23 protein-coding genes are annotated in these 25,380 nt (G+C 71.6%); 8 read left to right on the top strand and 15 right to left on the bottom strand.

Features of this window, described 5'->3' with window-relative positions:
- Positions 1–8 precede the first annotated feature (8 nt).
- A complete protein-coding gene (locus ABC138_RS00965) occupies positions 9–980 on the top strand; it encodes a zinc-binding dehydrogenase (protein WP_068325121.1) in 972 nt (323 codons plus the stop codon).
- An 8-nt stretch (positions 981–988) separates the two neighbouring features.
- Here the strand turns inward: ABC138_RS00965 and ABC138_RS00960 are convergent, their stop codons facing one another.
- The 4 genes from ABC138_RS00960 to dxr are packed head-to-tail and all read right to left on the bottom strand — an operon-like array spanning position 989 to position 5,636.
- The gene (locus ABC138_RS00960) at positions 989–1,834 is read right to left on the bottom strand and encodes a GNAT family N-acetyltransferase (protein WP_068325122.1); all 846 of its coding nucleotides are present in this window, start codon (positions 1,832–1,834) and stop codon (positions 989–991) included.
- A gap of 45 nt (positions 1,835–1,879) precedes the next feature.
- The gene (gene ispG / locus ABC138_RS00955; protein ID WP_068325123.1) at positions 1,880–3,037 is read right to left on the bottom strand and encodes a flavodoxin-dependent (E)-4-hydroxy-3-methylbut-2-enyl-diphosphate synthase; all 1,158 of its coding nucleotides are present in this window, start codon (positions 3,035–3,037) and stop codon (positions 1,880–1,882) included.
- 46 nt (positions 3,038–3,083) lie between these two features.
- Positions 3,084–4,418, bottom strand: coding sequence for a site-2 protease family protein (locus ABC138_RS00950; RefSeq protein ID WP_068325124.1), 1,335 nt, complete (start codon positions 4,416–4,418; stop codon positions 3,084–3,086).
- A gap of 12 nt (positions 4,419–4,430) precedes the next feature.
- Entirely contained in the window at positions 4,431–5,636 is a 1,206-nt protein-coding gene (dxr, locus tag ABC138_RS00945; protein WP_345912463.1) for a 1-deoxy-D-xylulose-5-phosphate reductoisomerase, read from the bottom strand.
- Between the two features lie 17 nt (positions 5,637–5,653).
- Between dxr and ABC138_RS00940 the strand changes: the two genes are divergently transcribed.
- Positions 5,654–6,376, top strand: coding sequence for a hypothetical protein (locus ABC138_RS00940; RefSeq protein ID WP_345912462.1), 723 nt, complete (start codon positions 5,654–5,656; stop codon positions 6,374–6,376).
- Positions 6,377–6,435: 59 nt separating this feature from the next.
- Here the strand turns inward: ABC138_RS00940 and ABC138_RS00935 are convergent, their stop codons facing one another.
- From ABC138_RS00935 to ABC138_RS00925, 3 genes are read right to left on the bottom strand one after another with little or no spacing between them, the layout of a single operon-like run.
- A complete protein-coding gene (locus ABC138_RS00935; RefSeq protein WP_068325126.1) occupies positions 6,436–6,795 on the bottom strand; it encodes a barstar family protein in 360 nt (119 codons plus the stop codon).
- Positions 6,792–7,235: a ribonuclease domain-containing protein gene (locus ABC138_RS00930; protein ID WP_345912461.1), complete on the bottom strand. Its 444-nt coding sequence runs from the start codon at positions 7,233–7,235 to the stop codon at positions 6,792–6,794. The genes ABC138_RS00935 and ABC138_RS00930 overlap by 4 nt, the downstream gene beginning before the upstream one ends.
- Before the next feature lie 18 nt (positions 7,236–7,253).
- A complete protein-coding gene (locus ABC138_RS00925; protein WP_345912460.1) occupies positions 7,254–8,717 on the bottom strand; it encodes an NAD-dependent succinate-semialdehyde dehydrogenase in 1,464 nt (487 codons plus the stop codon).
- A 106-nt stretch (positions 8,718–8,823) separates the two neighbouring features.
- On the opposite strand from ABC138_RS00925, the gene ABC138_RS00920 reads away from it, so the two are divergent.
- From ABC138_RS00920 to ABC138_RS00910, 3 genes are all read left to right on the top strand, one after another.
- Complete coding sequence (locus ABC138_RS00920) at positions 8,824–10,998, top strand: DUF6421 family protein (RefSeq protein WP_345912459.1); 2,175 nt, start codon at positions 8,824–8,826, stop codon at positions 10,996–10,998.
- Positions 10,995–12,080, top strand: coding sequence for a low specificity L-threonine aldolase (locus tag ABC138_RS00915; RefSeq protein ID WP_345912458.1), 1,086 nt, complete (start codon positions 10,995–10,997; stop codon positions 12,078–12,080). Before ABC138_RS00920 ends, ABC138_RS00915 begins: the two co-directional genes overlap by 4 nt.
- 73 nt (positions 12,081–12,153) lie before the next feature.
- Positions 12,154–13,017, top strand: a complete 864-nt coding sequence (locus tag ABC138_RS00910) for a phosphatase PAP2 family protein (protein ID WP_345912457.1) — start codon at positions 12,154–12,156, stop codon at positions 13,015–13,017.
- A gap of 56 nt (positions 13,018–13,073) precedes the next feature.
- Here the strand turns inward: ABC138_RS00910 and ABC138_RS00905 are convergent, their stop codons facing one another.
- The 6 genes from ABC138_RS00905 to ABC138_RS00880 are packed head-to-tail and all read right to left on the bottom strand — an operon-like array spanning position 13,074 to position 20,049.
- Positions 13,074–14,399 carry a saccharopine dehydrogenase C-terminal domain-containing protein gene (locus tag ABC138_RS00905; protein ID WP_345912456.1) on the bottom strand — a complete coding sequence of 442 codons (1,326 nt, stop codon included), beginning with the start codon at positions 14,397–14,399 and terminating at the stop codon, positions 13,074–13,076.
- Between the two features lie 14 nt (positions 14,400–14,413).
- Positions 14,414–15,229 carry an ABC transporter permease gene (locus tag ABC138_RS00900; protein ID WP_345912455.1) on the bottom strand — a complete coding sequence of 272 codons (816 nt, stop codon included), beginning with the start codon at positions 15,227–15,229 and terminating at the stop codon, positions 14,414–14,416.
- A 1-nt stretch (position 15,230) separates the two neighbouring features.
- Positions 15,231–16,136 (bottom strand): ABC transporter permease, encoded by a 906-nt coding sequence (locus ABC138_RS00895; protein WP_338538394.1) that lies wholly within the window; start codon positions 16,134–16,136, stop codon positions 15,231–15,233.
- Positions 16,133–17,305 (bottom strand): ABC transporter ATP-binding protein, encoded by a 1,173-nt coding sequence (locus ABC138_RS00890; protein ID WP_068325499.1) that lies wholly within the window; start codon positions 17,303–17,305, stop codon positions 16,133–16,135. Before ABC138_RS00890 ends, ABC138_RS00895 begins: the two co-directional genes overlap by 4 nt.
- Positions 17,305–18,561: a spermidine/putrescine ABC transporter substrate-binding protein gene (locus ABC138_RS00885; protein WP_068325135.1), complete on the bottom strand. Its 1,257-nt coding sequence runs from the start codon at positions 18,559–18,561 to the stop codon at positions 17,305–17,307. The genes ABC138_RS00890 and ABC138_RS00885 overlap by 1 nt, the downstream gene beginning before the upstream one ends.
- Positions 18,562–18,603: 42 nt before the next feature.
- On the bottom strand, positions 18,604–20,049 hold the full coding sequence (locus ABC138_RS00880; RefSeq protein WP_068422358.1) for a gamma-aminobutyraldehyde dehydrogenase: 1,446 nt from the start codon (positions 20,047–20,049) through the stop codon (positions 18,604–18,606).
- A gap of 169 nt (positions 20,050–20,218) precedes the next feature.
- Between ABC138_RS00880 and ABC138_RS00875 the strand changes: the two genes are divergently transcribed.
- The 3 genes from ABC138_RS00875 to ABC138_RS00865 are packed head-to-tail and all read left to right on the top strand — an operon-like array spanning position 20,219 to position 23,232.
- Complete coding sequence (locus ABC138_RS00875) at positions 20,219–20,677, top strand: Lrp/AsnC family transcriptional regulator (protein ID WP_068325137.1); 459 nt, start codon at positions 20,219–20,221, stop codon at positions 20,675–20,677.
- Entirely contained in the window at positions 20,674–22,065 is a 1,392-nt protein-coding gene (locus tag ABC138_RS00870) for an aspartate aminotransferase family protein (protein WP_068325138.1), read from the top strand. The genes ABC138_RS00875 and ABC138_RS00870 overlap by 4 nt, the downstream gene beginning before the upstream one ends.
- A gap of 15 nt (positions 22,066–22,080) precedes the next feature.
- Entirely contained in the window at positions 22,081–23,232 is a 1,152-nt protein-coding gene (locus ABC138_RS00865; RefSeq protein WP_255218289.1) for a Rossmann fold nucleotide-binding protein, read from the top strand.
- Between the two features lie 21 nt (positions 23,233–23,253).
- Here ABC138_RS00865 and purU read toward each other — a convergent pair whose 3' ends face one another.
- Together purU and rlmN are read right to left on the bottom strand one after the other, a co-directional pair.
- The gene (gene purU, locus ABC138_RS00860) at positions 23,254–24,129 is read right to left on the bottom strand and encodes a formyltetrahydrofolate deformylase (protein ID WP_068325139.1); all 876 of its coding nucleotides are present in this window, start codon (positions 24,127–24,129) and stop codon (positions 23,254–23,256) included.
- Positions 24,126–25,346, bottom strand: coding sequence for a 23S rRNA (adenine(2503)-C(2))-methyltransferase RlmN (rlmN, locus tag ABC138_RS00855; RefSeq protein WP_068325140.1), 1,221 nt, complete (start codon positions 25,344–25,346; stop codon positions 24,126–24,128). The genes purU and rlmN overlap by 4 nt, the downstream gene beginning before the upstream one ends.
- Positions 25,347–25,380: the final 34 nt, after the last annotated feature.

Raw genomic sequence — 25,380 nt, 5'->3', positions numbered from 1 at the left:
GCGCACCGATGCGCGCCGTGTACGCCGAGAGCTTCAGCACCGCCGACCCGCTGTCCGGACTGGTGGTCGGCGAGCGCCCCGACCCGCAGGTCCCCGAGGGCTGGACGCGGGTCGCCGTCAAGGCGGCCGCGCTCAACCACCACGACCTGTGGTCGCTGCGCGGGGTGGGGCTGAAGGAGGACGCGCTGCCGATGATCCTCGGCTGCGACGCCGCGGGCACCGACGAGGACGGCAACGAGGTCGTCGTCCACGCGATCATCAACGACCCGCACTTCACCGGCGCCGACGAGACGACCGACCCGCGCCGCTCGCTGCTCTCCGAGCGCCATCAGGGCACCTTCGCCGACACCGTCGTCGTCCCGCGTCGCAACCTCGTGCCGAAGCCGGCCGGGCTGTCGATGACCGAGGCCGCCTGCCTGCCCACGGCATGGCTGACCGCCTACCGCATGCTCTTCGTCCGTGGCGGCCTGCGCCCCGGTGAGAGCGTGCTGGTCCAGGGCAGCGGTGGTGGCGTCGCGACGGCGCTGATCATCCTCGCCCGCGCGGCCGGGCTGCGCGTGTACGCCACCTCGCGCGACGAGGCCAAGCGGGCGCACGCCCTGCAGATCGGCGCCCACGAGGTCTTCGCGTCAGGCGAGCGGCTACCGGTCAAGGTCGATGCGGTCATGGAGACGGTCGGGCGGGCGACGTGGTCGCACTCGATCCGCTCGCTGCGTCCGGGTGGCCGCATCGTCATCTCGGGCACGACGAGCGGGCCGCGGCCCGACGACGCGGAGCTGACCCGCATCTTCTTCCTGCAGCTGAGCGTCATCGGCTCCACCATGGGCACCCGTGACGAGCTGGGTCAGCTCGTGCAGCTGCTGGAGTCCACCGGCTCGCGTCCGCTCATCCACTCCGAGCTGCCGCTCGAGCAGGCCCGCGACGGGTTCGCCGCGATGGAGTCCGGCGAGATCATGGGCAAGATCGTCTTCACCCTCTGACCGCCGCCTCAGAAGAGGATCGTCGAGAAGGTCCCGATCCGCTCCATGCCGATCCGTCGGTAGGTGGCGATCGCCGGGGCGTTGTAGTCGTTGACGTAGAGCGTGCCCAGGGGCGCGTGGTCGCTCATCGCCTGCTCGAGGGCGGCAGCCATCATGGGGGCGGCGAGCCCCTGCCCGCGCAGCTCGGGCGCGAGCCACACGCCCTGGATCTGGCTGGCCCCGAGCGCCACCGAGCCGACGTCGGCCTTGAAGATCACCCGTCCGCCCTCGACGACGACATAGGTCCGGCCCGCGCGGACCAGGCGCCAGATCGAGTCGCGGTAGAACGCGGGGCTGCCCGTGTAGGGCCGGTAGCCGATCTCCTGGGTGAACATGTGCTCGGCTGCGGGCAGCACGAGGTCGACCTCGTCGACGCGGGCCGGCCGCACCCGAGGGTCCAGCTCCACGCCGAGGGACGAAGGGGGTGTCCGCGTCGCCATGAGCGGCTGCTCGCCCCGGATGGCGCGGGGCTGGGGGAAGGCCGCACCGGCCTCGCGCCACAGGCCGGCCACCTCGTCGCGCGGTCCGAGGAAGGAGGCGCAGCGGCGCCGCACCTTGCGCACGTGGGCGGCCAGCGCGGGCCAGCTCTGCGCGCTCGTGCCGACGGGCACGACATTGGCGACGCTCCACACGAGGGCGGACAGACGCCCTTCGTCGAACCACCCGTACGCGGAGGTCGAGCCGGAGCCGAGGCCACCGTCGAGGATGCGGCTGGCCACGAAGACGTGGGACGCGGGGTCCCGCGCGCACAGGTCCAGGGCCGCATCGACGTCGTCGGGGCCGAGGAGCCGGGTGGGTTGGCGGGTGCGCAGCACCTCGTCAGCCTAGTGATCCCGCGGGCGCCGTGCGTGGCGGAGAGGTCAGCTGACCGTCACGGTCGCGCCCGACTCCTCGCCGTCGAGGGGCTCGCCCATCTCCTCGGCGATGCGCATGGCCTCCTCGATGAGGGTCTCGACGATCTGGCTCTCGGGGACGGTCTTGATGACCTCGCCCTTGACGAAGATCTGGCCCTTGCCGTTGCCGGAGGCGACGCCCAGGTCGGCCTCACGGGCCTCCCCCGGGCCGTTGACGACGCAGCCCATGACGGCCACCCGCAGGGGGACCGTCATGCCCTCGAGGCCGGCGGTCACCTCGTCGGCGAGCTTGTAGACGTCGACCTGCGCGCGGCCGCAGCTCGGGCAGGAGACGATCTCGAGCTTGCGCGGGCGCAGGCCCAGGGACTGCAGGATCTGCTGGCCGACCTTGACCTCCTCGACCGGGGGGGCCGAGAGGGAGACGCGGATGGTGTCGCCGATGCCCCGGGAGAGCAACGCACCGAAGGCGGTCGCGGACTTGATCGTGCCCTGGAAGGCGGGGCCGGCCTCGGTGACGCCGAGGTGCAGCGGCCAGTCACCGGCCTCGGCGAGCAGCTCGTAGGCGCGCACCATCGTCACCGGGTCGTTGTGCTTGACCGAGATCTTGAAGTCGTGGAAGTCGTGCTCCTCGAAGAGGCCCGCCTCCCAGACCGCCGACTCGACGAGCGCCTCGGGGGTGGCCCGGCCGTACTTCTCGAGCAGCCGCTTGTCGAGGCTGCCGGCGTTGACGCCGATGCGGATCGAGGTGCCGTGGTCCTTGGCCGCCCTGGCGATCTCCTTGACCTGGTCGTCGAACTTGCGGATGTTGCCCGGGTTGACCCGCACGGCGGCGCACCCGGCCTCGATGGCCTGGAAGACGTACTTCGGCTGGAAGTGGATGTCGGCGATGACCGGGATCTGGCTGTGCCGGGCGATCTCGGCGAGCGCGTCGGCGTCGTCCTGGCTGGGGCAGGCCACGCGCACGATGTCGCAGCCCGCGGCCGTCAGCTCGGCGATCTGCTGCAGGGTCGTGTTGACGTCGGAGGTCAGCGTCGTCGTCATCGACTGCACCGAGATCGGCGACTCGCTGCCGACGCCGACCGAGCCGACCTTGATCTGGCGGGTCGGGCGGCGGGGGGCGAGCACGGGGGCCGGGGCCTTGGGCATGCCGAGGGAGACGCTCATGCACCCATTATGCGACCTGGTCTCTGGGTGTCCCCTGTGGGACCCGCTAGGTCAGGCGGATCGGGTTGACGAGGTCCGCGTAGACGAGCAGCAAGGTCATCGCGATGAAGGCGATGGCGACGCCGTACGCGAGCGGGAGCGCCTTGGCCACGTCGACCGGACCGGGGTCGGGCAGACCGCGTACCCTCGCCCAGCCCTTCTTGACCGCCTCCCACAGGGCGCCGGCGACGTGGCCGCCGTCGAGCGGCAACAGCGGGATGGTGTTGAAGGCGAAGAGGACGAGGTTGAGCGAGCCGAGCAGGCTGAGCAGCAGGATCGACTTGTCCCGGGCGTCACCGAAGATGTCCGAGCTCGCGACCTCGCCGGCTACGCGGCCGACGCCGACGACGGACATCGGCCCCTCGGGGTCGCGCTCGCCCCCGGCGAAGGCCGCCTCGGCCACGCCGACGAGCTTCTGCGGGATCTTCACGAGCAGGCCGTAGGTGTCGCCGAGCATGCCGCCGAAGAGACCGGGCACCGCGGTGATCGGCTGCTTCTGCATCTCCTGGCTGCCGGTGGCCCCGAGGAACCCGGCGCGCTCGGTGACGATCTCCCCCTTCGCGTCCCGCTCGACGCGACCGTCCGGCGTGTACACGGGCAGGTCGAGGACGATCGGGTCGGCCGTGAGGGTCCGGCTCGTGCCGTCGCGGTCGACGGTCACCGCGAGGGGCTTGTCGAGGTTGGCGCGGATCGAGCCGCGCACGTCGTCCCACGTGCTCACCGGGGTGCCGTTGATCGCGGTGATCGTGTCGCCGGGCTTGACGCCGGCGGCGTTGGCCGGAGCGACGGGCATGTCGGAGGTGCACTCGCTCGCGGCGCTCCGTCCGGACTGCTGGATGTCGACGCACTCGTTGACCGACGAGATCGTCGTCGTCGTGACGGCCACGCCGTTGAGGGTGAAGATGCCGGTGAAGAGCACGAGCGCGATGACGAGGTTCATCACCGGGCCGCCCATCATGATGACGACCCGCTTCCAGATCGGCAGCTGGTAGAACATGCGGCCGTCGTCGCCGGGCTGGACCTCCTCGAAGCTCTGCTGGCGCGCCTCGTCGACGAGCTGGCTCACACGCCCCGTGCTCGCGGTGCGCATCGTCCCGGGCGCCTGCCCCTTGGCCGGCGGGAACATGCCGATCATCCGGATGTAGCCACCGAGGGGGATCGCCTTGACGCCGTACTCGGTCTCGCCGCGGCGTCGCGACCAGACGGTCGGGCCGAAGCCGACCATGTACTGCGGCACGCGGACACCGAACTTCTTGGCGGGGACGAGGTGGCCGATCTCGTGCAGCGCGATCGACAGGCCGATGCCGAGCACGGCAAGGACGATCCCCAGGACGTAGAGCATGCCCTGATCGTCTCACGCCAGCCGCAGGACCGACCTGGCTTCGGCACGCGCCCAGGCGTCCGCGGCGAGCACGCCCTCGACCGTGTGGGCGTCGAAGCGGCCGTCGTCGTGGCGCCCCACGACCTCGCCGATCGTGTCGACGATGTCGGTGAACCGGCAGGCCCCCTCGTGGAAGGCGCCGACCCCCACCTCGTTGGCCGCGTTGTACACGGCCGGGTGGGTCCCGCCGGCCGCGCCGACCTGCTGGGCCAGCCGCACGGCGGGGAAGGCCTCGTCGTCGAGGGGCTCGAAGCGCCAGTCCTGCGCCTGCGTCCAGTCGACGGGTGTCTCGACGTCGGTGAGCCGCTCGGGCCACGAGAGCCCCAGGGCGATCGGGGCGAGCATCGTCGGCAGCCCGAGCTGGGCGATGACCGCGCCGTCGTGGAACTCCACCATCGAGTGGATGATCTGCTGCGGGTGGACGACCGCCTCGATCCGGTCCATCGGCACGTCGAAGAGCAGGTGGGCCTCGATGAGCTCGAGGCCCTTGTTGACGAGCGTCGCGCTGTTGGTCGTGATGACCCGCCCCATCGCGAAGTTGGGGTGCTTGAGCGCCTGCGCCGGCGTCACCTCGCGCAGCGCGGCCCGGTCCATCCCGCGGAAGGGCCCGCCGCTCGCGGTGACGACGAGCCTGCGGACCTCCTCGGCCCGGCCGGCCCGCAGCGCCTGCGCGATCGCCGAGTGCTCGGAGTCGACGGGCACGATCTGGTCGGGCGCCGCGACGTCCCGCACGATCGGGCCGCCGATGATCAGCGACTCCTTGTTGGCCAGGGCGAGGCGGGCACCCGATCGCAGGGCCGCCAGGGTCGGCCGCAGGCCGATCGCCCCGGTGATGCCGTTGAGCACGACGTCGGTGGGGGCGCCGGCGACCTCGGTGGCCGCTTCCTCCCCCACGACGACCTCGGGCGCGTAGCCGGTGACGCCGGCCTCCTGCGCGGCGACCGCGATGGCGGCGGTGAGCTCCTCGCGGCTCCCGGCCGCAGCCCCCACGAGCGAAGGGAGATGACGCGCGGCCTGCGTGGCGAGCAGCCCGATGTTGGCCCCGCCCGCGATGGCCGTCACCTCGAAGCGCCCCGGGTGGGCCTCGATGACCTGCAGCCCCTGCGTGCCGATCGACCCGGTCGAGCCGATGAGGGTGACGCGCGTGCGGGTGGTGCGGGTATCGGTGGGAGTGGTCACGGGGCCATCATGGCAGCGTGACCACGGCACTCATGTGGGGCGCCCTCGCCGCCTCGTCCCTGCTCGTCGGCGCGGTGCTCGGGGTGGCGCGGACCTGGCCGGGGCGGCTCGTCGGCCTCGTCCTCGCCTTCGGCGGCGGCGCGCTCATCGCGTCGGTCGCCTTCGAGCTCGCCGAGGAGGGGCTGCAGAAGGGTGGCCCCGTCCCGGTGGCCATCGGGATCGCCCTGGGCGCGATCGCCTTCGCCGGTGGCAACCGCGCGATCCAGGCACTCGGCGCCCGGCGGCACCGGGGGCACCCGGACAAGGGCGAAGGGGGCACGGGCCTGGCCTTCGGTGCCTTCCTCGACGGCATCCCGGAGCAGGCGGTCCTCGGCATCGGGCTGGCCTCGGGCGGGGGCGTGAGCGTCGCGCTGCTCGTCGCCGTGTGGATCTCCAACCTGCCCGAGTCCATCGGCTCGGCCTCCGACATGCGGCGCGGTGGCACCGGCCGGCGGAGCATCCTGCTGCTGTGGGCCGGGGTCACGGCGGTCTGCGCGCTGGCGACGCTCGGGGGCTACGCGCTGGCCGATGTCTCGGGAGAGACGGGTGCGAGCGTCATCAACGGCTTCGCTGCGGGCGCGCTGCTCGTCATGCTCGTCGACGAGATGATCCCCGAGGCACGCTCCAAGGCCGGCCCGGTGGCCGGTCTGGCGACGGTCGTCGGCTTCGCCCTCGCGGCCGGCCTGTCCAAGCTCGCCTGAGCCTGCATTCCCCTAGGGGAATGCAGACCTGCACCCGCATTGCCCCGGGGGAATGCAGCTCACCGGTCGGCGACGACGATGCTCAGGTCGGGGTACTCGGCGTCGAGGTCGGCGAGGACCGCGAGCACCCCGGCGTCGGTGCCGGTGCTCTCCGTCGCCAGGTGCGGGTCGGGGGCGTCGTGGTGGTCCGGTCGCCACACGAGCGTCCACGGGTGGTCGTGCCGGTCGGCGACGTCGCGCAGGCAGTCCATGAGCGCGTCGAGGTTGCGCCCGAAGTGCTCCGGGAAGAGCAGGCTCTCGGCGAACCGGTCGTAGATCTCCTCGCGGTCGGCTCCCCCGTCGACGAGGTGCACGTGGTCGGTCCCGGCGACGGCGCGGGCGAGCAGCCCGTCGACCCCCGCGGCCTCGATGTGGATCATCGGCCCTCCTCGATCTGGCGGAAGCTGTCGTAGTGGTCGTCCGTGTAGTACCGGTCGCCCCGCTCGCCGCCGACGATGCGGCGGGCGCCGCGGTCGTCCTCGCCGGGCGTGGGCACCGTGTACTCGCGGTAGTAGCCACGGCGCTGCGACGGGAGGATCCCCTCCCGGTTGGAGAAGGTGATCCCGTCGCGGGCGTACGGGAAGGGCCCGCCTGAGCGGACCAGCTCCAGCGTCTCGCGACCCTGCGGCGGCAGCGCGGACTCCGCGACCGTCTCCAGGCCCGAGTCGGGGGTCGAGGCCACCGCCGGGGTCGACGGCGGGGTCGACGGCGGCGCCCCCTTCGTGCCCTCAGCGCCGCCCTGGACGACGATCCACAGCGCGAGCAGGATCAGCAGCACTCCCCCGACCAGCTGCAGCCGGGTGCGCCAGGTCCGGGTCATCGCAGGACGCCGGTCATGTCAGAGGGCCAGGCCGACGTACTTGGTCTCGAGGTACTCCTCGATGCCCTCGAAGCCCCCTTCGCGCCCGAAGCCGGAGTGCTTGACCCCGCCGAAGGGGGCAGACGGGTTGGAGACGATGCCCTGGTTGATGCCGACCATGCCGAACTCCAGCGCCTCGGCCACCCGAATGGTCCGCGCGGTGTGCTCGGTGAAGACGTACGCGACGAGGCCGTACTCGGTGGAGTTGGCCAGGCCGACCGCCTCCTCCTCGGTGCGGAAGGTCGTGATCGGCGCGACCGGTCCGAAGATCTCCTCGGTGAGCACGCGCGCGTCCGCGGGGACATCGGTGAGGACCGTCGGCGGGTAGAACCAGCCCTTGCCGGAGGGGACCTCGCCCCCGACGAGGGCGCGGGCGCCCTGCGCGAGCGCGTCGTCGACGAGCTCGGCGACGCCCGTGCGTGCCTTCTCCGTGATGAGGGGGCCGACGTCGACCCCCTTCGTCGTGCCCTTGCCCATGGTCAGCGCGCCCATCCGGTCGGCGAGCGCGGCGGCGAAGTCCTCGGCGACCGACTCGTGGACGATGAACCGGTTGGCGGCCGTGCACGCCTCGCCGATGTTGCGCATCTTGGCGAGCATCGCGCCCTCGACGGCGCGCTCGAGGTCGGCGTCCTCGAAGACGACGAAGGGGGCGTTGCCGCCGAGCTCCATCGACGTGCGCAGGAGCTGCGCGGAGGACTGCTCGACGAGCTTCTTGCCGACCGGGGTGGAGCCGGTGAAGGTCAGCTTGCGCAGGCGCGGGTCCCGGATGATCGGCTCGCTCACCTCGCCGGAGGAGGTCGTCGGCACGACGTTGAGCACGCCGGCGGGCAGGCCGACCTCGTCGAGCAGGCGGGCGAGCGCGAGCATCGTGAGCGGCGTCTCGTGGGCGGGCTTGACGACGGTCGTGCAGCCGGCGGCGATCGCGGGGCCGATCTTGCGCGTGCCCATGGCGAGCGGGAAGTTCCACGGGGTGATGGCGAAGACCGGGCCGACGGGCTGCTTCATCGTCATCAGGCGGGTCCCGCCCGAGGGCGCGACGGCATAGCGGCCGTGGATGCGCACGGCCTCCTCGGCGAACCACCGGAAGAACTCGGCCCCGTAGGTGACCTCGCCGCGCGCCTCGGCCAACGGCTTGCCCATCTCGAGGGTCATCAGCATGGCGAAGGTGTCGGCCCGCTCGGTGAGCAGCTCGAAGGCCGAGCGCAGGATCTCCGAGCGCACCCGCGGGTCGGTCGCAGCCCACTCGGCCTGCGCGGCCACGGCGGCGTCGAGCGCGGCCCGCCCGTCGGCGACGGTCGCGTCGGCGACCTCGACGAGGGTCGCGGCGGTGGCGGGGTCGGAGACGGCGAAGGTGGCCCCGTCGCCGGCGTCGCGCCACGCACCGGCGATCCACAGCTGGGTGGGGGCGTACTCGAGGGCTGACTTCTGCGTCACGGTTGCCATGGGGGTTACGTTACGACCAACGGCCCCGTCGAGCGACTGGCGAAAATCCTCCGGCTTTGACACGCTTGTACCGATGAACTTCCCGTCCTCGCCCCCGGAGACCGCCATGACTGCCACCACCCCCTTCGCCCGGGTCCTGCTCGACCAGGCGCACAGCAGCGCGTGGTCCCTCGACGCCGACGTCGCCGCCCGGATGAACCCCGCCAACCCCGGTGACGCGAGCCTCGCCCGGGCCGCAGCGGTCCTGCGCGAGCGCGGCACCGAGGTCCTCGCGCACACCCACGGCGAGCTGACGGGCGCGGCCCTCGAGGGTGTCGACGTCCTCGTCATCGCCCACCCCGCAGCCGCCGCCAGTGAACGGGTCGCCGGCGACCTCCCACCGGTCCTCACCCCCGCCGAGATCTCCGCCGTCACCGACCACGTGACGAAGGGGGGCGGCCTCGTCGTCCTCGCCGAGTGCGACCACGACGCCCACGGCAACAACCTGAACGAGCTGCTCGCCCCCTTCGGCCTGGCGGTCGTCTCCACGCTCGTGCACGAGCGCGCCGACGGCGGCCGCCGCCACCTCGGCAACGCGACCTGGGTCCTCGGCGAGATGGGCACGGGTCCCGGGCAGGGCGTCATGGCCGGCATCGGCGAGCTGTGCTTCTACCGCGCCGGCACGATCGACGTCTCCCGCGCCCCCGGCGCCCGGGTCCTCGCCCGCACCTCGGCGACCGCGCACCCCGCCGGCCAGCCGCTCGCCGTCACCGTCGAGCACGGGCGGGGGCGCGTCGTCGTCCTCGCCGACTCCGACCTCGTCGGGGACGACTCGATCGGCGAGCTCGACCACGAGGAGCTCTGGGTCAATGTCGTGACCTGGGCGGGGAACCGGGCCGGCCACACGCTCCCCGAGGTGCCAGGCGCCCTGGCGCCGAGCCTCGGAGGGTCGGTGGCCACGAGCACGGCCTGGCTCGGGCTCAAGGCAGCGGTCGAGGAGCTGCGCCTCATGCAGGTCACGGACGGGTCGCTGCGTGAGGACGCCGATCGCGGGCGCGCCACCGCGCTCGTCGCCGCGATGATCGCGCGGCTCGCCGAGCTGGCGCCGCGGTTCCCGCACGACGCGGACTACCTGGCCGCGCTGCCCGTGGACCTGCAGCGCTGGGTCGACGGCGGCTTCGGCGTGCCCGACTTCCTCGACTCGCTGCTCGCCTTCCGCCCCGACCGGCACCGCGTCGACGGCGCCGAGCACCTCGTCGTCTTCCCGATGTACACGCAGAACGGCAACCTCGACCGCGTCTTCGAGGCCGTCCTCCTGGACGTCACGTGGCCGCAGTGGCTCGCCGACGTCGAGGCGACCTACGACAACCCGATGTTCCTGCCGGTCCGCTTCCTCGACTTCACCCCCGGCTACGACACCAACTCGGCCGTGCTCTTCCCCGAGACCGTCTCGGTGCGCGAGGTCCCGAAGTTCAGCTGGGGCGCGATCTTCTGCGACCGCGAGGCCGCCCGCTTCCGTCGCGTGAGCGCCGCGTCGGCCGAGGTGCTCGGGCTCGACCTGCCGCCGGAGGGCGAGCGGCTGCTCGCCTCCCAGGAGGTCGCGCAGGCGACCTTCGCGATGTGGGACCTCATCCACGACCGCACGCACAGCCACGGGGACCTCCCCTTCGACCCCTTCATGATCAAGCAGCGGATGCCCTTCTGGATGTACGCGCTCGAAGAGCTGCGCTGCGACCTGGGCACCTTCCGGCAGAGCGTGCGGCTGGCGGAGCAGTGTCACCCGTACGCCCGCTCCGTCCAGCTGGCGATCCTCTTCGACCGGCTCTTCCGCTTCCCCGTCACGGGCGACCGCGTGCGCAACTACGACGGCCTCGGCGGTCAGCTCCTCTTCGCCTGGCTGCACAAGCGCGGCGTCCTGCGGTGGACGGACAACACGCTGACCCTCGACTGGTCGCAGGTGCCCGCCGCGGTGCTCGCCCTCGCCGACGAGGTCGAGACGCTCTACCGCGAGGGCATCGACCGCTCCCGCGTCGGGCACTGGATGGCCGCGCACGACTTCATCGCCGGCTACGTCGCCCCGCACCCCGCCTCGGTGTGGGCGAAGGGGGCCGAGCACCTCCCCCTCGACGGCCCGCCCAGGGGCCTGACCGACCTCGTCCAGCAGGACGAGTTCCCGCTCAACGTCTTCTACGAGGCGCTGCGCAAGAAGCTGGCGCCCGTCATCGAGTCGACCCGCGGGATCACCGGCAGTCGCGACCCGCGCGCCGAGGACGCCGCCGCGGTTGAGAGGATCTCCGCGTGACCGACACGAGCACCCAGACCGGCGCCGCCACCCCCTTCGCGCCGCTCCACGACCCGTCGACCCGGGGCTTCGCCAGCGACAACTACGCCGGCATCCACCCCGAGGTCCTCGCGGCGGTCGTCGCGGCTAACGGCGGACATCAGGTCGCCTACGGCGAGGACGTCTACACCGCACGGCTCACCGAGGTGCTCGGTGAGGTCTTCGGGACCGGGGTCGGGGTCTTCCCGGTCTTCAACGGCACGGGGGCCAATGTCCTGGCGCTGCAGGCCTGCACGCCGCGCTGGTCCTCGGTGCTCACGACGAGCAGCGCCCACATCCACGTCGACGAGGCCGCCGCCCCCGAGCGGGTCGGCGGGTTCAAGGTCAACGTCATCGACACCCCGGACGGCAAGCTGACGCCCGAGCTCATCCGCGCCTACCCGGCCCGGGTCGAGGACGAGCACTTCGCCCAGGTCGGGGTCGTCTCCATCACCAACTCGACCGAGGTCGGGACGGTCTACACCCCCGCCGAGATCCGGGCGATCGCCGATCTCGTCCACGACCTCGGCTGGGTCCTGCACCTGGACGGCTCCCGCCTGTCCAACGCAGCGGCCGCGCTCGGCGTCGGGCTGCGGGAGCTGACGACCGACGCGGGCGTCGACATCCTCTCCCTCGGCGGGACCAAGTGCGGCGCGATGCTCGCCGAGGCTGTCGTCGTCCTCTCCCCCGAGCGGGTCCACGGCACCACCTTCCTGCGCAAGCAGTCGATGCAGCTCGCGAGCAAGATGCGTTTCGTCTCCGCCCAGCTGCTCGCGCTCTTCGAGGGTGACCTGTGGCGGCGCAACGCCGAGCACGCCAACGCGATGGCTCGGCGACTCGCTGACGGCGTCGCGGGCATCGAGGGCCTGGAGCTGCCGCACGAGGTCGAGGCCAACGCGGTCTTCCCGATCCTGCCGCGGGAGTCCAGCGAGCGGCTCATGGAGAGCTTCCGGTTCTACTTCTGGGACGAGGCGAGCGGGCAGGTCCGGTGGATGTGCGCGTGGGACACGACGGAGGGTGACGTCGACCGTTTCGTCGAGGCGGTGCGGGCCGAGCTGGGCTGATCCCGCCTGTGGGATCCCTCACAAAGGTGTGTTCATTCAGGCGGTACCCAGCCTCGTCGACTAGACCTGAAGGGTGGCCCGCCTCCCCCGACTGACCAGCGCACCGGTTCTCGCCGGTGCGCTCGTCGTGTTCACCCTCCTGGCGGCCGGTCCCCTGCAGCCCTACGACGAGATGTTCCAGGGCTACTGGGCCAAGCACTACACCCCCAACTGGGCGACCTTCCTCGACAAGGTGCCCAACGCCGTCGCCGGTCAGGCGGTCTGCCTGCCGGTCCTCGCGGCAGTGGCGATCCGGCTCGCCTGGCGCCACCGCACGTGGCACCCTCTCGCCGTCGTCGCGGCGGCAGAGGCCGGGTTCTACGTCGGCATCGGGGGGATGAAGGTGCTGCTCGGGCGCACCGCGCCCGCGGCCGGCGAAGGGGGGTTCTGGCAGGGGGGTCCGCTCGCCCACGGGTGGTACGGCATCGCCTACCCCTCGGGGCACGCCGCCGAGGCCGTGCTGATCTACGGGGCGGCCGCCTACCTGGTGCTCACCTACGCCGGTCCCGACCACCGTCTGCGGCGCCGTCTGACCTGGCTCGTCGGGCTCATCGCGCTCAACGCGATCATCGTCGCCTTCTACCTCGGGTTCCACTGGCCCACGGACCTCGTCGCCGGTCTGCTCGCCGGCGGGCTCGTCCTGCGCCTGCTCGTCGACGGCGACCGGGCGCTCGCGCGGCGGGGCCTCCCCTTCGGCTGGAGCCACGAGATCCGGCGCCCCGAGCCCGAGCCGGCCCAACGCCCCCAGCCCGTGCCCGTGCCCGCCGCGGTCTGGCTGCGCGCGCCGCTGCCCCGCCCGGTCCACTCGATCCGGCCGCTCACGGCCGCCTGGTCGGTCCCCATCCCCGGCGCCCAGCACACCCGCCCGCGACCCGACCGGGAGCTCCAGCTCCACTGAGACCCTGCATTGCCCTAGGGCAATGCAGCGTCTCGACGTCGAGAGAGTGCATTGCCCTAGGGCAATGCAGGTCTTCCCGCGCGGTTGGGGGCCGCCGGGTCGCGCTCCTCCATCCCCCACGGCGAGCCGTAGCCGTACGGCGCCGGCGCGGCGAGCAGCTCCAGGAAGGGGCGGGCGTCGAAGGCCTCCGGGCCCTTGGCCCCCGAGCCGGACCACACCCCGCTCCCGAGCAGCTCCAGTGCGATGACCGGGTTGAGCGCGGTCTGCCACACGACCGCCTGGGCGTCGTACTCACGCATCGAGACCTCGTTGTCGGCGACGTGGTAGAGGTACACCGCCCGCGGCTCGCCGTCCTTGGTGCCGGTGACGAGCAGGCCGGCGCACGTCCTGCCGACCATCCGCGGACCGATCGTCGACGGGTCCGGCAGCACGGCCGCGACGACGTCGCGCGGGCTGACCCGCACGCCCTTGACGTCGACCGGCTCGGTCGAGTCCAGGCCGAGCTCGTGGAGGTTCCTCAGCATCGAGATCATCTGCTCGCCGAGCCCGTACTTGAAGGTCACCCGCCGCGCGTCGACCCACCGCGGCATGAGGAGCACCTCCTCGTGCTCGACGTGCACGCACTCGACCGGCCCGATCCCCTCGGGGAAGTCGAAGACCTCCGGCTCGGCGAAGGGCGGCATCGTCGCGAAGCCCGCCTCCACGTCCCCGCCGGCCCGCTCGCTCTCCCACACGACGGGCGGGTTGAGGCACTCCTCGATGATCGTCCACATCGAGAAGCCGGGGGCGAAGACCTCGTTGCCGTGCTCGTCGTGGACGACGAGGTCGGCCCCGTCGCGGGTGCCGAGCTCGTCGATCTCGTCGAAGAGCTCGTCGGCCGCGTACCGGGCGAAGACGTCGGACAGCCCCGGCTCCACGCCGATGCCGAGCAGCGCGAGCCGGTCCGCGGCCTCCCACTCCCCCGCCCTGGCCAGCTGCAGGTCCCCGAGCTTGACGCCCGGCAGCTCGTGCGGCCGCTCCGGGTGCGGCGTCGACAGCGACATCGCCATGTCGAGGTAGTCAGCGCCGGCCGCGAGCGCGCCCTCGAAGATCGGCATGACGAAGCGCGGGTCGACCGCGTTGAAGACGTGGGTGGCACGGTGCTGCTGCGCCAGGGTGGTGACCGCTGCCGCGTCCGACGCGTCCACCTGGGCGGCGGCGAAGACTGCGGTGCCATGACGGCCCGGGCGCCCCTCCCTTCGCGCCTCGGCGGCCGCGACGCTGGCCTGCGCCCGCTCGAGCGAGTAGTCCGCGACCACCCACAGCTCGTAGAAGTCCCGCTCGGCGGCGATCTTGGCCGCGGCGTCACCGACGCCCCCGGCGCCGATCATCAGCACGCGCATCCGACTCTCCTGACTCACTTCGAGGTGCGGCTGCTCACCACGCGCTGACCGACCACGACGAGCAGGACGGCGATGACGAACAGTGAGAAGCCGATGACATTGGCCTGTGCGGGGATGCCGCGCAGGTAGCTGACGTAGACGAACTTGGGGAAGGTGCTCGTGTCGCCCGAGACGAAGTTGGTGATGATGAAGTCATCGAAGCTCAGGCTGAAGGCGAGCATCGCGGCGCCGACGACGCCCGGCATGACGAGCGGCAGCGTCACCCGCCAGAAGGTCCCGGCCGTCCCGGCGTAGAGGTCCTGGGCGGCCTCCTCCATCCGGGGGTCGAGGCTCTCCAGGCGCGCGCGCACGGTGACGACGACGAAGCTCAGGCAGAACATGATGTGCGCGATGACGATCGTCCAGAAGCCCAGCTGCAGGCCGATCCGGTAGAAGCCCTGGACGAAGATCGTCAGCAGGCTCGCGCCGAGGACGATCTCGGGCGTGGCCATCGGCACGAAGACGAGCAGGTTGCCGGCGGACCTCCCGCGGAACCGGTGCCGCACGAGGGCGAAGGCGATCATCGTCCCCAGGACGGTCGCGACGAAGGTCGCGAGCAGCCCCACCTGGAGCGAGGTGACGAGCGAGTCGCAGATGCCGGGCGCGCCGCAGGGGTTCTGCCAGTGCTTGAGCGTCGGCCCGGCGTTGGAGTTCCACGTGATGTTGGACTTGCGGTAGTCGTTGAAGCTGAAGATGAAGGTGTAGAGCACCGGGAGGAAGAGGTAGAAGAGCACGAGGACCGCGGCGATCATCGCGAAGCGGTCGCCGACCCAGCGGGTCACGGAGCGCATCTCAGACCAGCTCCTCGGTGCCGAAGCGGCGCACGTAGAGGAAGACGAGCACGAGGATCATCGCCATGAGCGTGAAACTCAGCGCCGCGGCCGTGTCGTAGCCGCCCGGCACCCGGAAGAACTGGCTCTCGATGACGTTGCCGACCATCTTGGTGCTGCGGTCGGACCCGAGGAGCTCGGCGTTGACGTAGTCGCCGGAGGCGGGGATGAAGGTGAGCAGCGTCCCCGCGAGCACGCCCGGCATGGAGATCGGGAGCGTCACCCGCGCGAAGGTCGTCAGGCCGTTGCCGTAGAGGTCCCCACCGGCCTCGATGACCCGGGCGTCGGCGCGCTCGAGCGAGGCGTAGATCGGCAGGACCATGAACGGCAGGAAGTTGTACGTCAGGCCCGCGACGACGGCCACCCAGGTCTCGGTGATCCGCCCGCCCGGCAGCAGGTGCAGGGTGGTGAGCACGTTGGCGACGATGCCGTCGTCGGCGAGGATCTGGCGCCACGCGATCGTGCGCAGGATGAAGGAGGTGAAGAAGGGGGCGATGACGCAGATGAGCATGACCGGTCGCCACGACCCCGCCTTGAAGGCCATGGCGTAGGCGAGCGGGTAGGCCAGGACGAAGGCGAAGAAGGTCGCGAGCGCCCCGAAGACGAGCGAGCGGACCATGTGCGGCCAGAACTCGGTGAGCGCGGCGACGTAGTTGCCGACGTTGACGTCGCGGTAGTAGTAGCCCGGGGCTCCGGGGTAGTCGCTCTGCAGCGAGACGGTGAACAGCTGCACGACGGGCACGACGAAGAAGACGACGAGCCAGAGGATGCCGGGCAGCAGGAGCAGGTAGGCGTACCGCTGCGAGCGTCGGGCGACGACGACGTCGGGGTCGGGTTCCACCCCCCGCGTCAACGTGGTGGTGGTCACGACGCCTCCCCCGTGGCGATGAAGGCCTTGTCCTGCGCTCCCTCGGGGAGCCCGTCGGCGGCGACGACGAAGGCGTGCGCCGGGTCCCACGAGATCGACACCTCGTCGCCCGGGCGGGTGGCCTGCGGCTCGACGTCGAGGTTCTGCTCGTAGACCTGCCACTGGCCGCCCGAGGGCACGGTGACGAGGTACTGCGTCGCGACACCGGTGAAGGAGACGTCGGCGACCGTCGCCCGCACCTCGCCCCCCGTACCCCCGTGACGAAGGGGGTGCAGCCGCACCTTCTCGGGCCGCACGCCGAAGAGCACCTTGCCCTCGGTGACCGCGGCGCGCGAGCGCGGCACCCGCACCGTCGTGCCCGCCGCGTCGGCCACGAGGTGGTCGCCGTCGCTGCCGGTGATCGTCGCCGGGACGAGGTTGGACTGGCCGACGAACCCGGCGACGAAGGCCGTGCCGGGCAGGTCGTACAGGGCCTCGGGAGCGCCCATCTGCTCGATGTGCCCCTTGTTCATCACCGCGACCGTGTCGGCCATCGTCATGGCCTCCTCCTGGTCGTGGGTGACGTGGATGAAGGTCAGCCCGACCTCGGTCTGGATCCGCTTGAGCTCCACCTGCATCTGGCGGCGCAGCTTGAGGTCGAGGGCACCGAGCGGCTCGTCGAGCAGCAGCACCTCCGGCCGGTTGACGATGGCCCGGGCGAGGGCGACGCGTTGCTGCTGACCACCGGAGAGCTGCCCGGGGCGACGCCCCGCCAGGTGCCCCATCTGGACGAGCTCGAGGGCGTCCTCGGCGAGCTGCGGCGCGTCCGAGAGGCCGCGTCGCCTGGGGCCGAAGGCCACGTTGTCGCGGACGCTCAGGTGCGGGAAGAGCGCGTAGCTCTGGAAGACGGTGTTGACCGGCCGCTCGTAGGGGCGCGAACCGGTGAGGTCGGTGTCGCCGATGAGCACCCGGCCGCCGGTCGGCTGCTCGAGACCCGCGACCATCCGCAGCGTCGTCGTCTTGCCGCACCCGGAGGGACCGAGCAGGGCGAAGAAGGAGCCCTGCGGCACCTGCAGGTGCAGGTCGTCGACGGCGGTGAAGTCCCCGAAGGTCTTGGTCACCGCGTCCAGGCGCAGGTCCCCCTTCGCCTCCCGGAAACCGCCGGACGAGGTGCGCGAGAAGATGCCCATCAGTTGCCCACCGCCTTCGCCCACAGGGCCGAGTAGTCCGCGTCCTCCTGGGCCGAGAGCGCCCGGAAGCCGACGATGTCGTGCTCGGCGATGTAGTCCTCACCGGGGAAGATGAAGGGCGACTCCGCGAGATCCGGGTCGATCTTCTCCATCTCCTCGCGGGCACCCTCCACGGGGCAGATGTAGTTGACCCAGGCGGCGACCTCGGCGGCCACCTTCGGCTCGTAGTAGTAGTCCATGACGCGCTGCGCGTTGCGGCGGTGGTGGCTCGTGATCGGGACCATGAGGTTGTCGCTCCAGAGCATCCCGCCGCTCTCGGGGATGACGAACTCCCAGTCCTCGTCCTCGGTCTCGGCGCGCAGGATGAACAGGTCGCCGGACCACACGATGCCCGCGACGGCGTTGCCGCTCTTGAGGTCGTTGAGGTAGCTGTTGCCCTTGATCCGGCGGATGTAGCCGTCGTTCACGCGCTTGTCGAGCTCGCCGATCGCGGCCTCGAACTGCTCCCGGGTGAAGTCACCGGAGGGGTCGACCCCCTGCTGCTGCATGATCAGGCCGAGCGTGTCGCGGAACTCGCTGAGCACCGAGATGCGGCCCTTGAGGTCGTCGGCCCACAGGTCCTCGAGCGACTTCAGCTCCCGACCCACCTTCTTCTTGTGGTAGCCGATCCCGGCGAAGCCGGACTGCCAGGTGAGCGAGTGCTGGCGTCCCGGGTCGAAGGAGACCTCGCGCAGCGGGGCGAGCAGGTTGCCGGCATTGGCCATCTGGATCAGCTCCAGCGGCTGGCACAGCCCCTCCCGGATGATCCGGTTGGCCATCCAGTCGGTGAAGGTGAAGATGTCGCGGTTGATGTCCTGCTTGGCCCGCAGCTGCGGGGCGATCTTGTTGAAGTACGTGTCGTTGTCGTCGATGTCCTCGGTGTAGCTGACCTTGATGCCGGTCTGCTTCTCGAAGGCGGTCAGCGTCGGGTACGTCTTGCCGGCGTCGTCCATGTCGAGGTAGGCCGTCCAGTTGGCCCACCCGACGGTCTTCTCGGTGTCCGAGCGGTCCTGCGGGAGCTCGACCGCGGCCACGCCCGCGGTCGGGGGCTCCGGCGGGGCGCACGCGGCGAGCGCGCTGCCGCCGATCCCCAGCGCCGCGAGGCCCAGGACGTCCCGCCGGCTCGGTCCGTGCCGGCGACGGCCACGGGCCGAGGCCTGCGCGGCGCGCACGAGAGCAGCGATTTCGGGATCGGCTGGCTGCCGAAAGGGGTCCATCGCGGACCTCGCTTCCGTGAGGAGGGACGAAGGGGGTGAGCGTCAGCTCTCGATGTTGGCCATGACGTGCTTGATGCGGGTGTAGTCCTCGAAGCCGTACATGGACAGGTCCTTGCCGTAGCCCGAGTGCTTGAACCCGCCGTGCGGCATCTCGGCGACGAGCGGGATGTGGGTGTTGATCCACACGCAGCCGAAGTCCAGGCGCTTGCTCATGCGCATCGCCCGCCCGAAGTCCTTGGTCCACACCGAGGAGGCGAGGCCGTACTCCACGCCGTTGGCCCAGGCGACGGCCTGGTCCTCGTCGGTGAACCGCTGGACCGTGATGACCGGACCGAAGATCTCGTCCTGGATCGCCTCGTCGTCCTGGTGGAGCCCGGAGACGACGGTCGGCGCGTAGAAGAAGCCCTCGCCCATCGCGCTCAGCCGCTCGCCGCCCTGCGCGAGGTGGGCGTGGTCGGGCAGCCGGTCGATGAAGCCGGCGACCTTGGCCAGCTGGTCCTTGTTGTTGACCGGGCCGAGCAGCGCGTCGTCGTCGTCGGGCATGCCGACCTTGGCGTTGTCGCGGGCGTACTCGGCGAGCGCGGCGACGAAGTCGTCGTGGATGCCGGGGGCGGCGAGGACCCGGGTCGCGGCGGTGCAGTCCTGGCCGGCGTTGAAGTAGCCGGCCGTGGCGATGCCCTCGACCGCGGCCTCGATGTCGGCGTCGTCGAAGACGACGACGGGCGCCTTGCCCCCGAGCTCGAGGTGGGCGCGCTTGAGGTTCTTGGCCGCGGAGGCGGCGACCTCGAGGCCCGCGCGGACCGAGCCGGTGATCGCGACGAGCCCGGGGGTCAGGTGCTCGACGAGGGCGCGGCCGGTGTCGCGGTCGCCCGTGATGACGTTGAAGGTGCCGGCCGGCAGGAACTCGGCGGCGATCTCGGCCATGAGCAAGGTCGTCTCGGGCGTGGTGTCGCTCGGCTTGAGGACGACCGTGTTGCCGGCGGCCAGGGCGGGGGCGATCTTCCACGCGGCCATCATCATCGGGTAGTTCCACGGGGTGACCTGGCCGACGACACCGATCGGCTCGCGACGGATCCAGCTCGTGTGCCCCTGCATGTACTCGGCCGAGGCCCTCCCCTCGAGCACCCGGGCGGCACCGGCGAAGAAGCGGATCTGGTCGCACATCACGGGCACCTCCTCGGAGGCGGTGAGGGCGTGCGGCTTGCCGGTGTTCTCCCCTTCGAGCCGGATGAGGTCCTCCGCGCGCGCCTCGAGGGCGTCGGCGAACTTCAGCAGCGCGGACTGGCGCTCCCCGGGCGTCGTCTCGCCCCACTGCGCGAAGGCGGACTCGGCACTCGCGTACGCGGCGTCGACATCGGCCTGCGTCGAGACGGGCGCGTGGGCGACGACCTGGCCGGTGGCCGGGTTGACCAGCTCGGTGCTCGCGTCGCCCGAGGCGTCGACGTACGCGCCACCGACGAAGTTGCGCAGGGTCCGGGGCTGGGTCACGACAGGGTCCTTCCGATCGGGAATGTGACCCCGACCATAGTGCTTGTCGTGTCGATATCGACAGGTCCCAGCGACATCAATTCGGAAAACATCAGCCCATGGCTCACATTGGCACGGATTTCGTCGCTCTCGGCTTGCCATCCGTCCTGGATCGCGTCACGATGGCGACATGTCCGCCGCCGTCCAGCTCGACGAGATGAGCAAGCAGATCATCGAGCACCTGCAGGAGGACGGCCGTCAGTCCTACGCGACGATCGGGCGTTCCGTGGGTCTCTCCGAGGCCGCCGTGCGCCAGCGCGTCCAGCGTCTGCTCGACGCAGAGGTCATGCAGATCGTCGCGGTCACCGATCCGCTCCAGGTGGGCTTCCACCGGCAGGCGATGATCGGGATCACCGTCGAGGGCGACCTGCGACCCGTCGCCGACGCCCTGACGGACATGCACGAGGTGTCCTACGTGGTCACCACGGCGGGCAGCTTCGACGTCCTCGCCGAGATCGTCTGCGAGGACGACGAGGAGCTGCTCGTCCTGCTCACCGAGCGCATCCGCACCCTGCCGGGCGTGCGCTCGACCGAGACCTTCGTCTATCTCAAGCTCAACAAGCAGCACTACAACTGGGGGACCAGATGACTCGACCGCCCACCACCGCCCTCGGCACCGACATGCAGCAGGCGGCCCGCGACCACCTGTGGATGCACTTCACCCGCCACTCCGTCTACGAGCAGGGCGGGCACATCCCGACGATCGTGCGCGGCGAGGGCCACAAGATCTGGGACGACGCCGGCCGCGAGTACATCGACGGCCTCTCCGGCCTCTTCGTCGTCCAGGTCGGGCACGGCCGCACCGAGCTCGCCGAGACCGCGATGCGGCAGGCGGAGAAGCTCGCCTTCTTCCCCATCTGGTCCTACGCGCACCCCGCCGCGATCGAGCTCGCCGAGCGGCTCGCCCAGGGCGCCCCCGGCGACCTCAACCGCGTCTTCTTCACCACCGGTGGCGGCGAGGCCGTCGAGTCCGCGTGGAAGCTGGCCAAGCAGTACTTCAAGCTCACCGGCAAGCCGAAGAAGCACAAGGTCATCTCGCGCGCGATCGCCTACCACGGCACCCCGCACGGCGCCCTGTCGATCACCGGGCTGCCGCCGCTCAAGGAGGACTTCGAGCCGCTGGTCCCCGGGGCCCACAAGGTCCCCAACACCAACATCTACCGCGCCTCGGACGAGCTGCGCGAGGACCCCAAGGCCTTCGGCCGCTGGGCCGCCGACCGGATCGCCGAGGCCATCGAGTTCGAGGGCCCCGACACCGTCGCGGCCGTCTTCCTCGAGCCGGTGCAGAACGCCGGCGGCTGCTTCCCGCCGCCCCCGGGCTACTTCGAGCGAGTCCGCGAGATCTGCGACGAGTACGACGTCCTGCTCGTCTCCGACGAGGTCATCTGCGCCTTCGGCCGGATCGGCTCGATGTTCGCGTGCCAGGACTTCGGGTACGTCCCCGACATCATCACCTGCGCGAAGGGGATGACCTCCGGCTACTCCCCCATCGGAGCGATGATCGCGAGCGACCGCCTCTTCGAGCCCTACAAGAAGGGGGCGACGAGCTTCACCCACGGCTACACCTTCGGTGGGCACCCGGTGAGCTCGGCGGTGGCGCTGGCCAACCTCGACATCTTCGAGCGCGAGGGCCTCAACGAGCACGTCAAGACGAATGCCCCCGCCTTCCGCGCCACGCTGGAGAAGCTGCTCGACCTCCCCCTCGTCGGGGACGTCCGCGGCGAGGGGTACTTCTACGGGATCGAGCTGGTCAAGGACAAGGCGACGCGCGAGACCTTCGACGCCGCCGAGTCCGAGTCGATGCTGCGCGGGTTCCTGTCCAAGGCGCTCTTCGACGCGGGCCTGTACTGCCGCGCCGACGACCGCGGCGACCCGGTGGTCCAGCTCGCCCCGCCGCTCACCATCGGCCAGCCCGAGTTCGACGAGATCGAGTCGCGCCTGCGCTCGGTGCTGACGGAGGCCGAGAACCACCTCTGAGGCTAGGTTGGCCGCGTGACGAGAGAGATCCGGCTGCACCCCCTGCGCGACCTGCTCGGTCGCCGCCGCAGCGACCCGACCTACCACGAGGTCCACGACGCCGACGAGCTGCGCCGGCTGACCGCCACCGGCGAGTCGCTCGCCGGCTGGCGGCTGCAGGGCCTCGACCTGGAGCCGCACGCCGAGCCGCTCTCCCGCAGCGACGTCCGCGGGCTCGTCGTCCTCGGCGGTACGGTCCCCGACGCGCTGGCGCAGAGCCTCGTCGCCCGCGGCGCGGTGATCATCCCGCCCGACCCGACGTGCCCGGTCGAGACCTTCCGCGCCCGGCTGTACTCCCCCTTCGACCTGTACGGCGGGCTCGAGGTCGACGGCTACCCGAGCACGGTCGACGCGCGGGCGTACGCGTGGAGCCGGGAGACCCGCACGCAGCACGACGCCTACGCCACCCTCCTGCGGGCCGTGCACGACGACGCGGTGAACGACGCCCTTGTCGAGGCCCTCCACGGGCTCGACGTCGTCGGCGTGATGGGCGGGCACGCCCTCGGGCGCGGCAGCAGCGACTACGCGGACGCGGCCCGACTCGGCCAGGCCCTCGCGGGCGCCGGCCGGGCGGTGCTCACCGGCGGCGGCCCGGGCGCGATGGAGGCGGCCAACCTCGGGGCGATCGCCCCCTCGCCCGAGGCCGTGGAGGCCGCCCTGGAGCGCCTGACGCAGGTGCCCTCCTTCCGCCCGTCGATCGACGCCTGGGCGAGCCTGGCGCTGTCGGTACGGGCGGACCTCGACGTCGCGGACGGCGGGGCGCGCAGCTTCGGCATCCCGACGTGGTTCTACGGGCACGAGCCGCCCAATGTCTTCTGCGGGGGCATCGCCAAGTACTTCTCCAACGCGCTGCGCGAGGACGTGCTGCTCGCGCGGAGCACCGGCGGCCTCGTCGTCCTGCCGGGCGCGGCCGGCACCGTGCAGGAGGTCTTCCAGGCGTGCACGCCGCTGTACTACGCGCCGCCGGGCGACGCCCTGCCCCCGCTCGTGCTCGTCGGTCTCGAGCACTGGACCGAGACCGTGCCGGTGTGGCCGGCCCTGCGGGCCCTGGCCACGGGGCGCCCGCTCGCCGACGTCCTCCACCTCGTGGCGACCCCCGAGGAGGCCGCCGCGATCGTCCTGGCCTGACGAAGGGGGTCCGCCCCGGGGTCAGTCGAAGACGATCGTGCGCCGCCCGCGCAGGACCACCCGTCGCTCGACGTGCCAGCGCAGGGCGCGGCCGAAGGCCATCGCCTCGAGCTCCGCGCCGGTGGCCGCGAGCTGCGCGGGGCTCATCCGGTGGTCGACGCGGCGGAAGTCCTGCTCGATGATCGGTCCCTCGTCGAGGTCGGCCGTCACGTAGTGCGCGGTCGCGCCGATGACCTTGACGCCGCGGTCGTGCGCCTGGGAGTAGGGACGCGCGCCCTTGAACGAGGGCAGCAGCGAGTGGTGGATGTTGATGACCCGCCCGGGGAAGTCCGCGCACATCCGCTCGGAGAGCACCTGCATGTAGCGCGCCAGCGCCACGGTCTCGACCCGCTCGGCCGCGATGATCTCGCGGAGCCTGGCCTCGGCCTGCGGTTTGGTCGCTGCGGTCACCGGGACGTGGTGGAAGGGGATGCCGTGCCACTCGACCTCCGCCCGGAAGTCCTCGTGGTTGGAGACGACCGCGGGGACGACGACGTTGAGCTGACCGGTGCGCACCCGGAAGAGCAGGTCGTTGAGCACGTGGCCCTGGCGGCTCACCATGATGAGCAGGCGGTGCGGCTCGTGCGGGTCGTGGATGTCGACGTCGGCTCCGAGCTCGGCCGCCAGCCGCCCGCGCGCGACCTCCAGGCGCTCCGTGTCGATCGGGCCCTGCCCCTGCAGGTGCATCCGCAGGTGGAACTCGCCGGTCGAGTCGTCGCCGAACTGCTGGCTGTCGAGGATGTTGAGGTCCAGGCCCACCATCGCCCCGGTCACCGCGTGGACGATGCCTCGCCGGTCGGGACCGCTCAGGGTCAGGACGACCTCGCGGCCGAGGCCGCCCGGGACGGCCGCGCTCACGCTGCGCCCGAGGTGGCCGCGGCGAGCTGCCCGCAGGCCCCGTCGATGTCGCTGCCCCGGGTGTCGCGCACGGTCGTCGGGATGCCGTGGGCGCGCAGCCGCTCGACGAACTGCTGCTCGACGCCGGGCCGCGAGGCGGTCCACCTCGAGCCGGGGGTCGGGTTGAGCGGGATCGGGTTGACGTGCACCCAGCCCCTGCCGCGCTGGGTGAGCTTCTTGCCGAGCAGGTCCGCCCGCCAGGCCTGGTCGTTGACGTCCTTGATGAGCGCGTACTCGATGCTCACCCGGCGCCCGGTCCTCAGGTAGTAGCGGTGGGCCGCGTCGATCGCCTCGTCGACCTTGAAGCGGGTGTTGATCGGCACCAGCTCGTCGCGCAGCTCGTCGTCGGGCGCGTGCAGCGACAGCGCGAGGGTCACCGGGATGCCCTCCTCGGTGAGCCGGTCGATGCCCGTCACCAGCCCGACGGAGGACATCGTGATCCCCCGCGCGCTCATCCCGAGCCCCTCGGGCGAGGGGTCGACCATGCGGCGGATCGCGCCGATCGCCGCCGTGTAGTTGGCCAGGGCCTCCCCCATGCCCATGAAGACGACGTTGGTGACGCGCCGGCCCCCCGACGAAGGGAGGGACTCCCCTTCGTCGTCGGCCTCGGCGCCCAGCGCGACGCCCGTGTCGTCCCCGAGCGCCAGGTCACCGGCCTGCGCGAGCAGGCGGTTGGCGGCGACGACCTGGTCGACGATCTCGCCGGTCGACATGTTGCGCGTCAGGCCCTCCTGGCCGGTGGCGCAGAAGGGGCAGTTCATGCCGCAGCCGGCCTGGCTGGAGACGCAGATCGTCGCGCGGCGCGGGTAGCGCATGAGGACGGACTCCACGAGCGCGCCGTCGTGCAGGCGCCACACGGACTTCAACGTCGCGCCCCGGTCGGCCGTGATGGTGCGCACCGGGGTGAGCAGGCGCGGGAGCATCGCCGTGACGAGCTCCTCGCGGGCCGCCTTGGGCAGGTCCGACATCTGCTCGGGGTCGTCGGTGTGGTGGGTGAAGTAGTGCGTCGACAGCTGCTTGGCGCGGAAGCCCGGCAGGCCGAGCTCCTTGGCCCACTCGACGCGACCGGCGAGGTCGAGGTCGGCGAGGTGGCGCGGCGGCTTGCCGCGCCGGGGCGCGGTCATCGTCAGCTGGCCGGGCACCGGGCGGGTGGTCGAGGGCGTGGGCAGGTCGGTCATCACCCCCAGTGTCTCAGGTCAGGAGCGCGCTGAC

The sequence above is a fragment of the Janibacter sp. LM genome, assembly GCF_039631275.1.
Taxonomy (GTDB): Bacteria; Actinomycetota; Actinomycetes; order Actinomycetales; family Dermatophilaceae; genus Janibacter; species Janibacter terrae.
The sequence above is the reverse complement of the archived record's forward strand: the minus strand, read 5'-3'. Positions and strand labels throughout refer to the sequence as shown.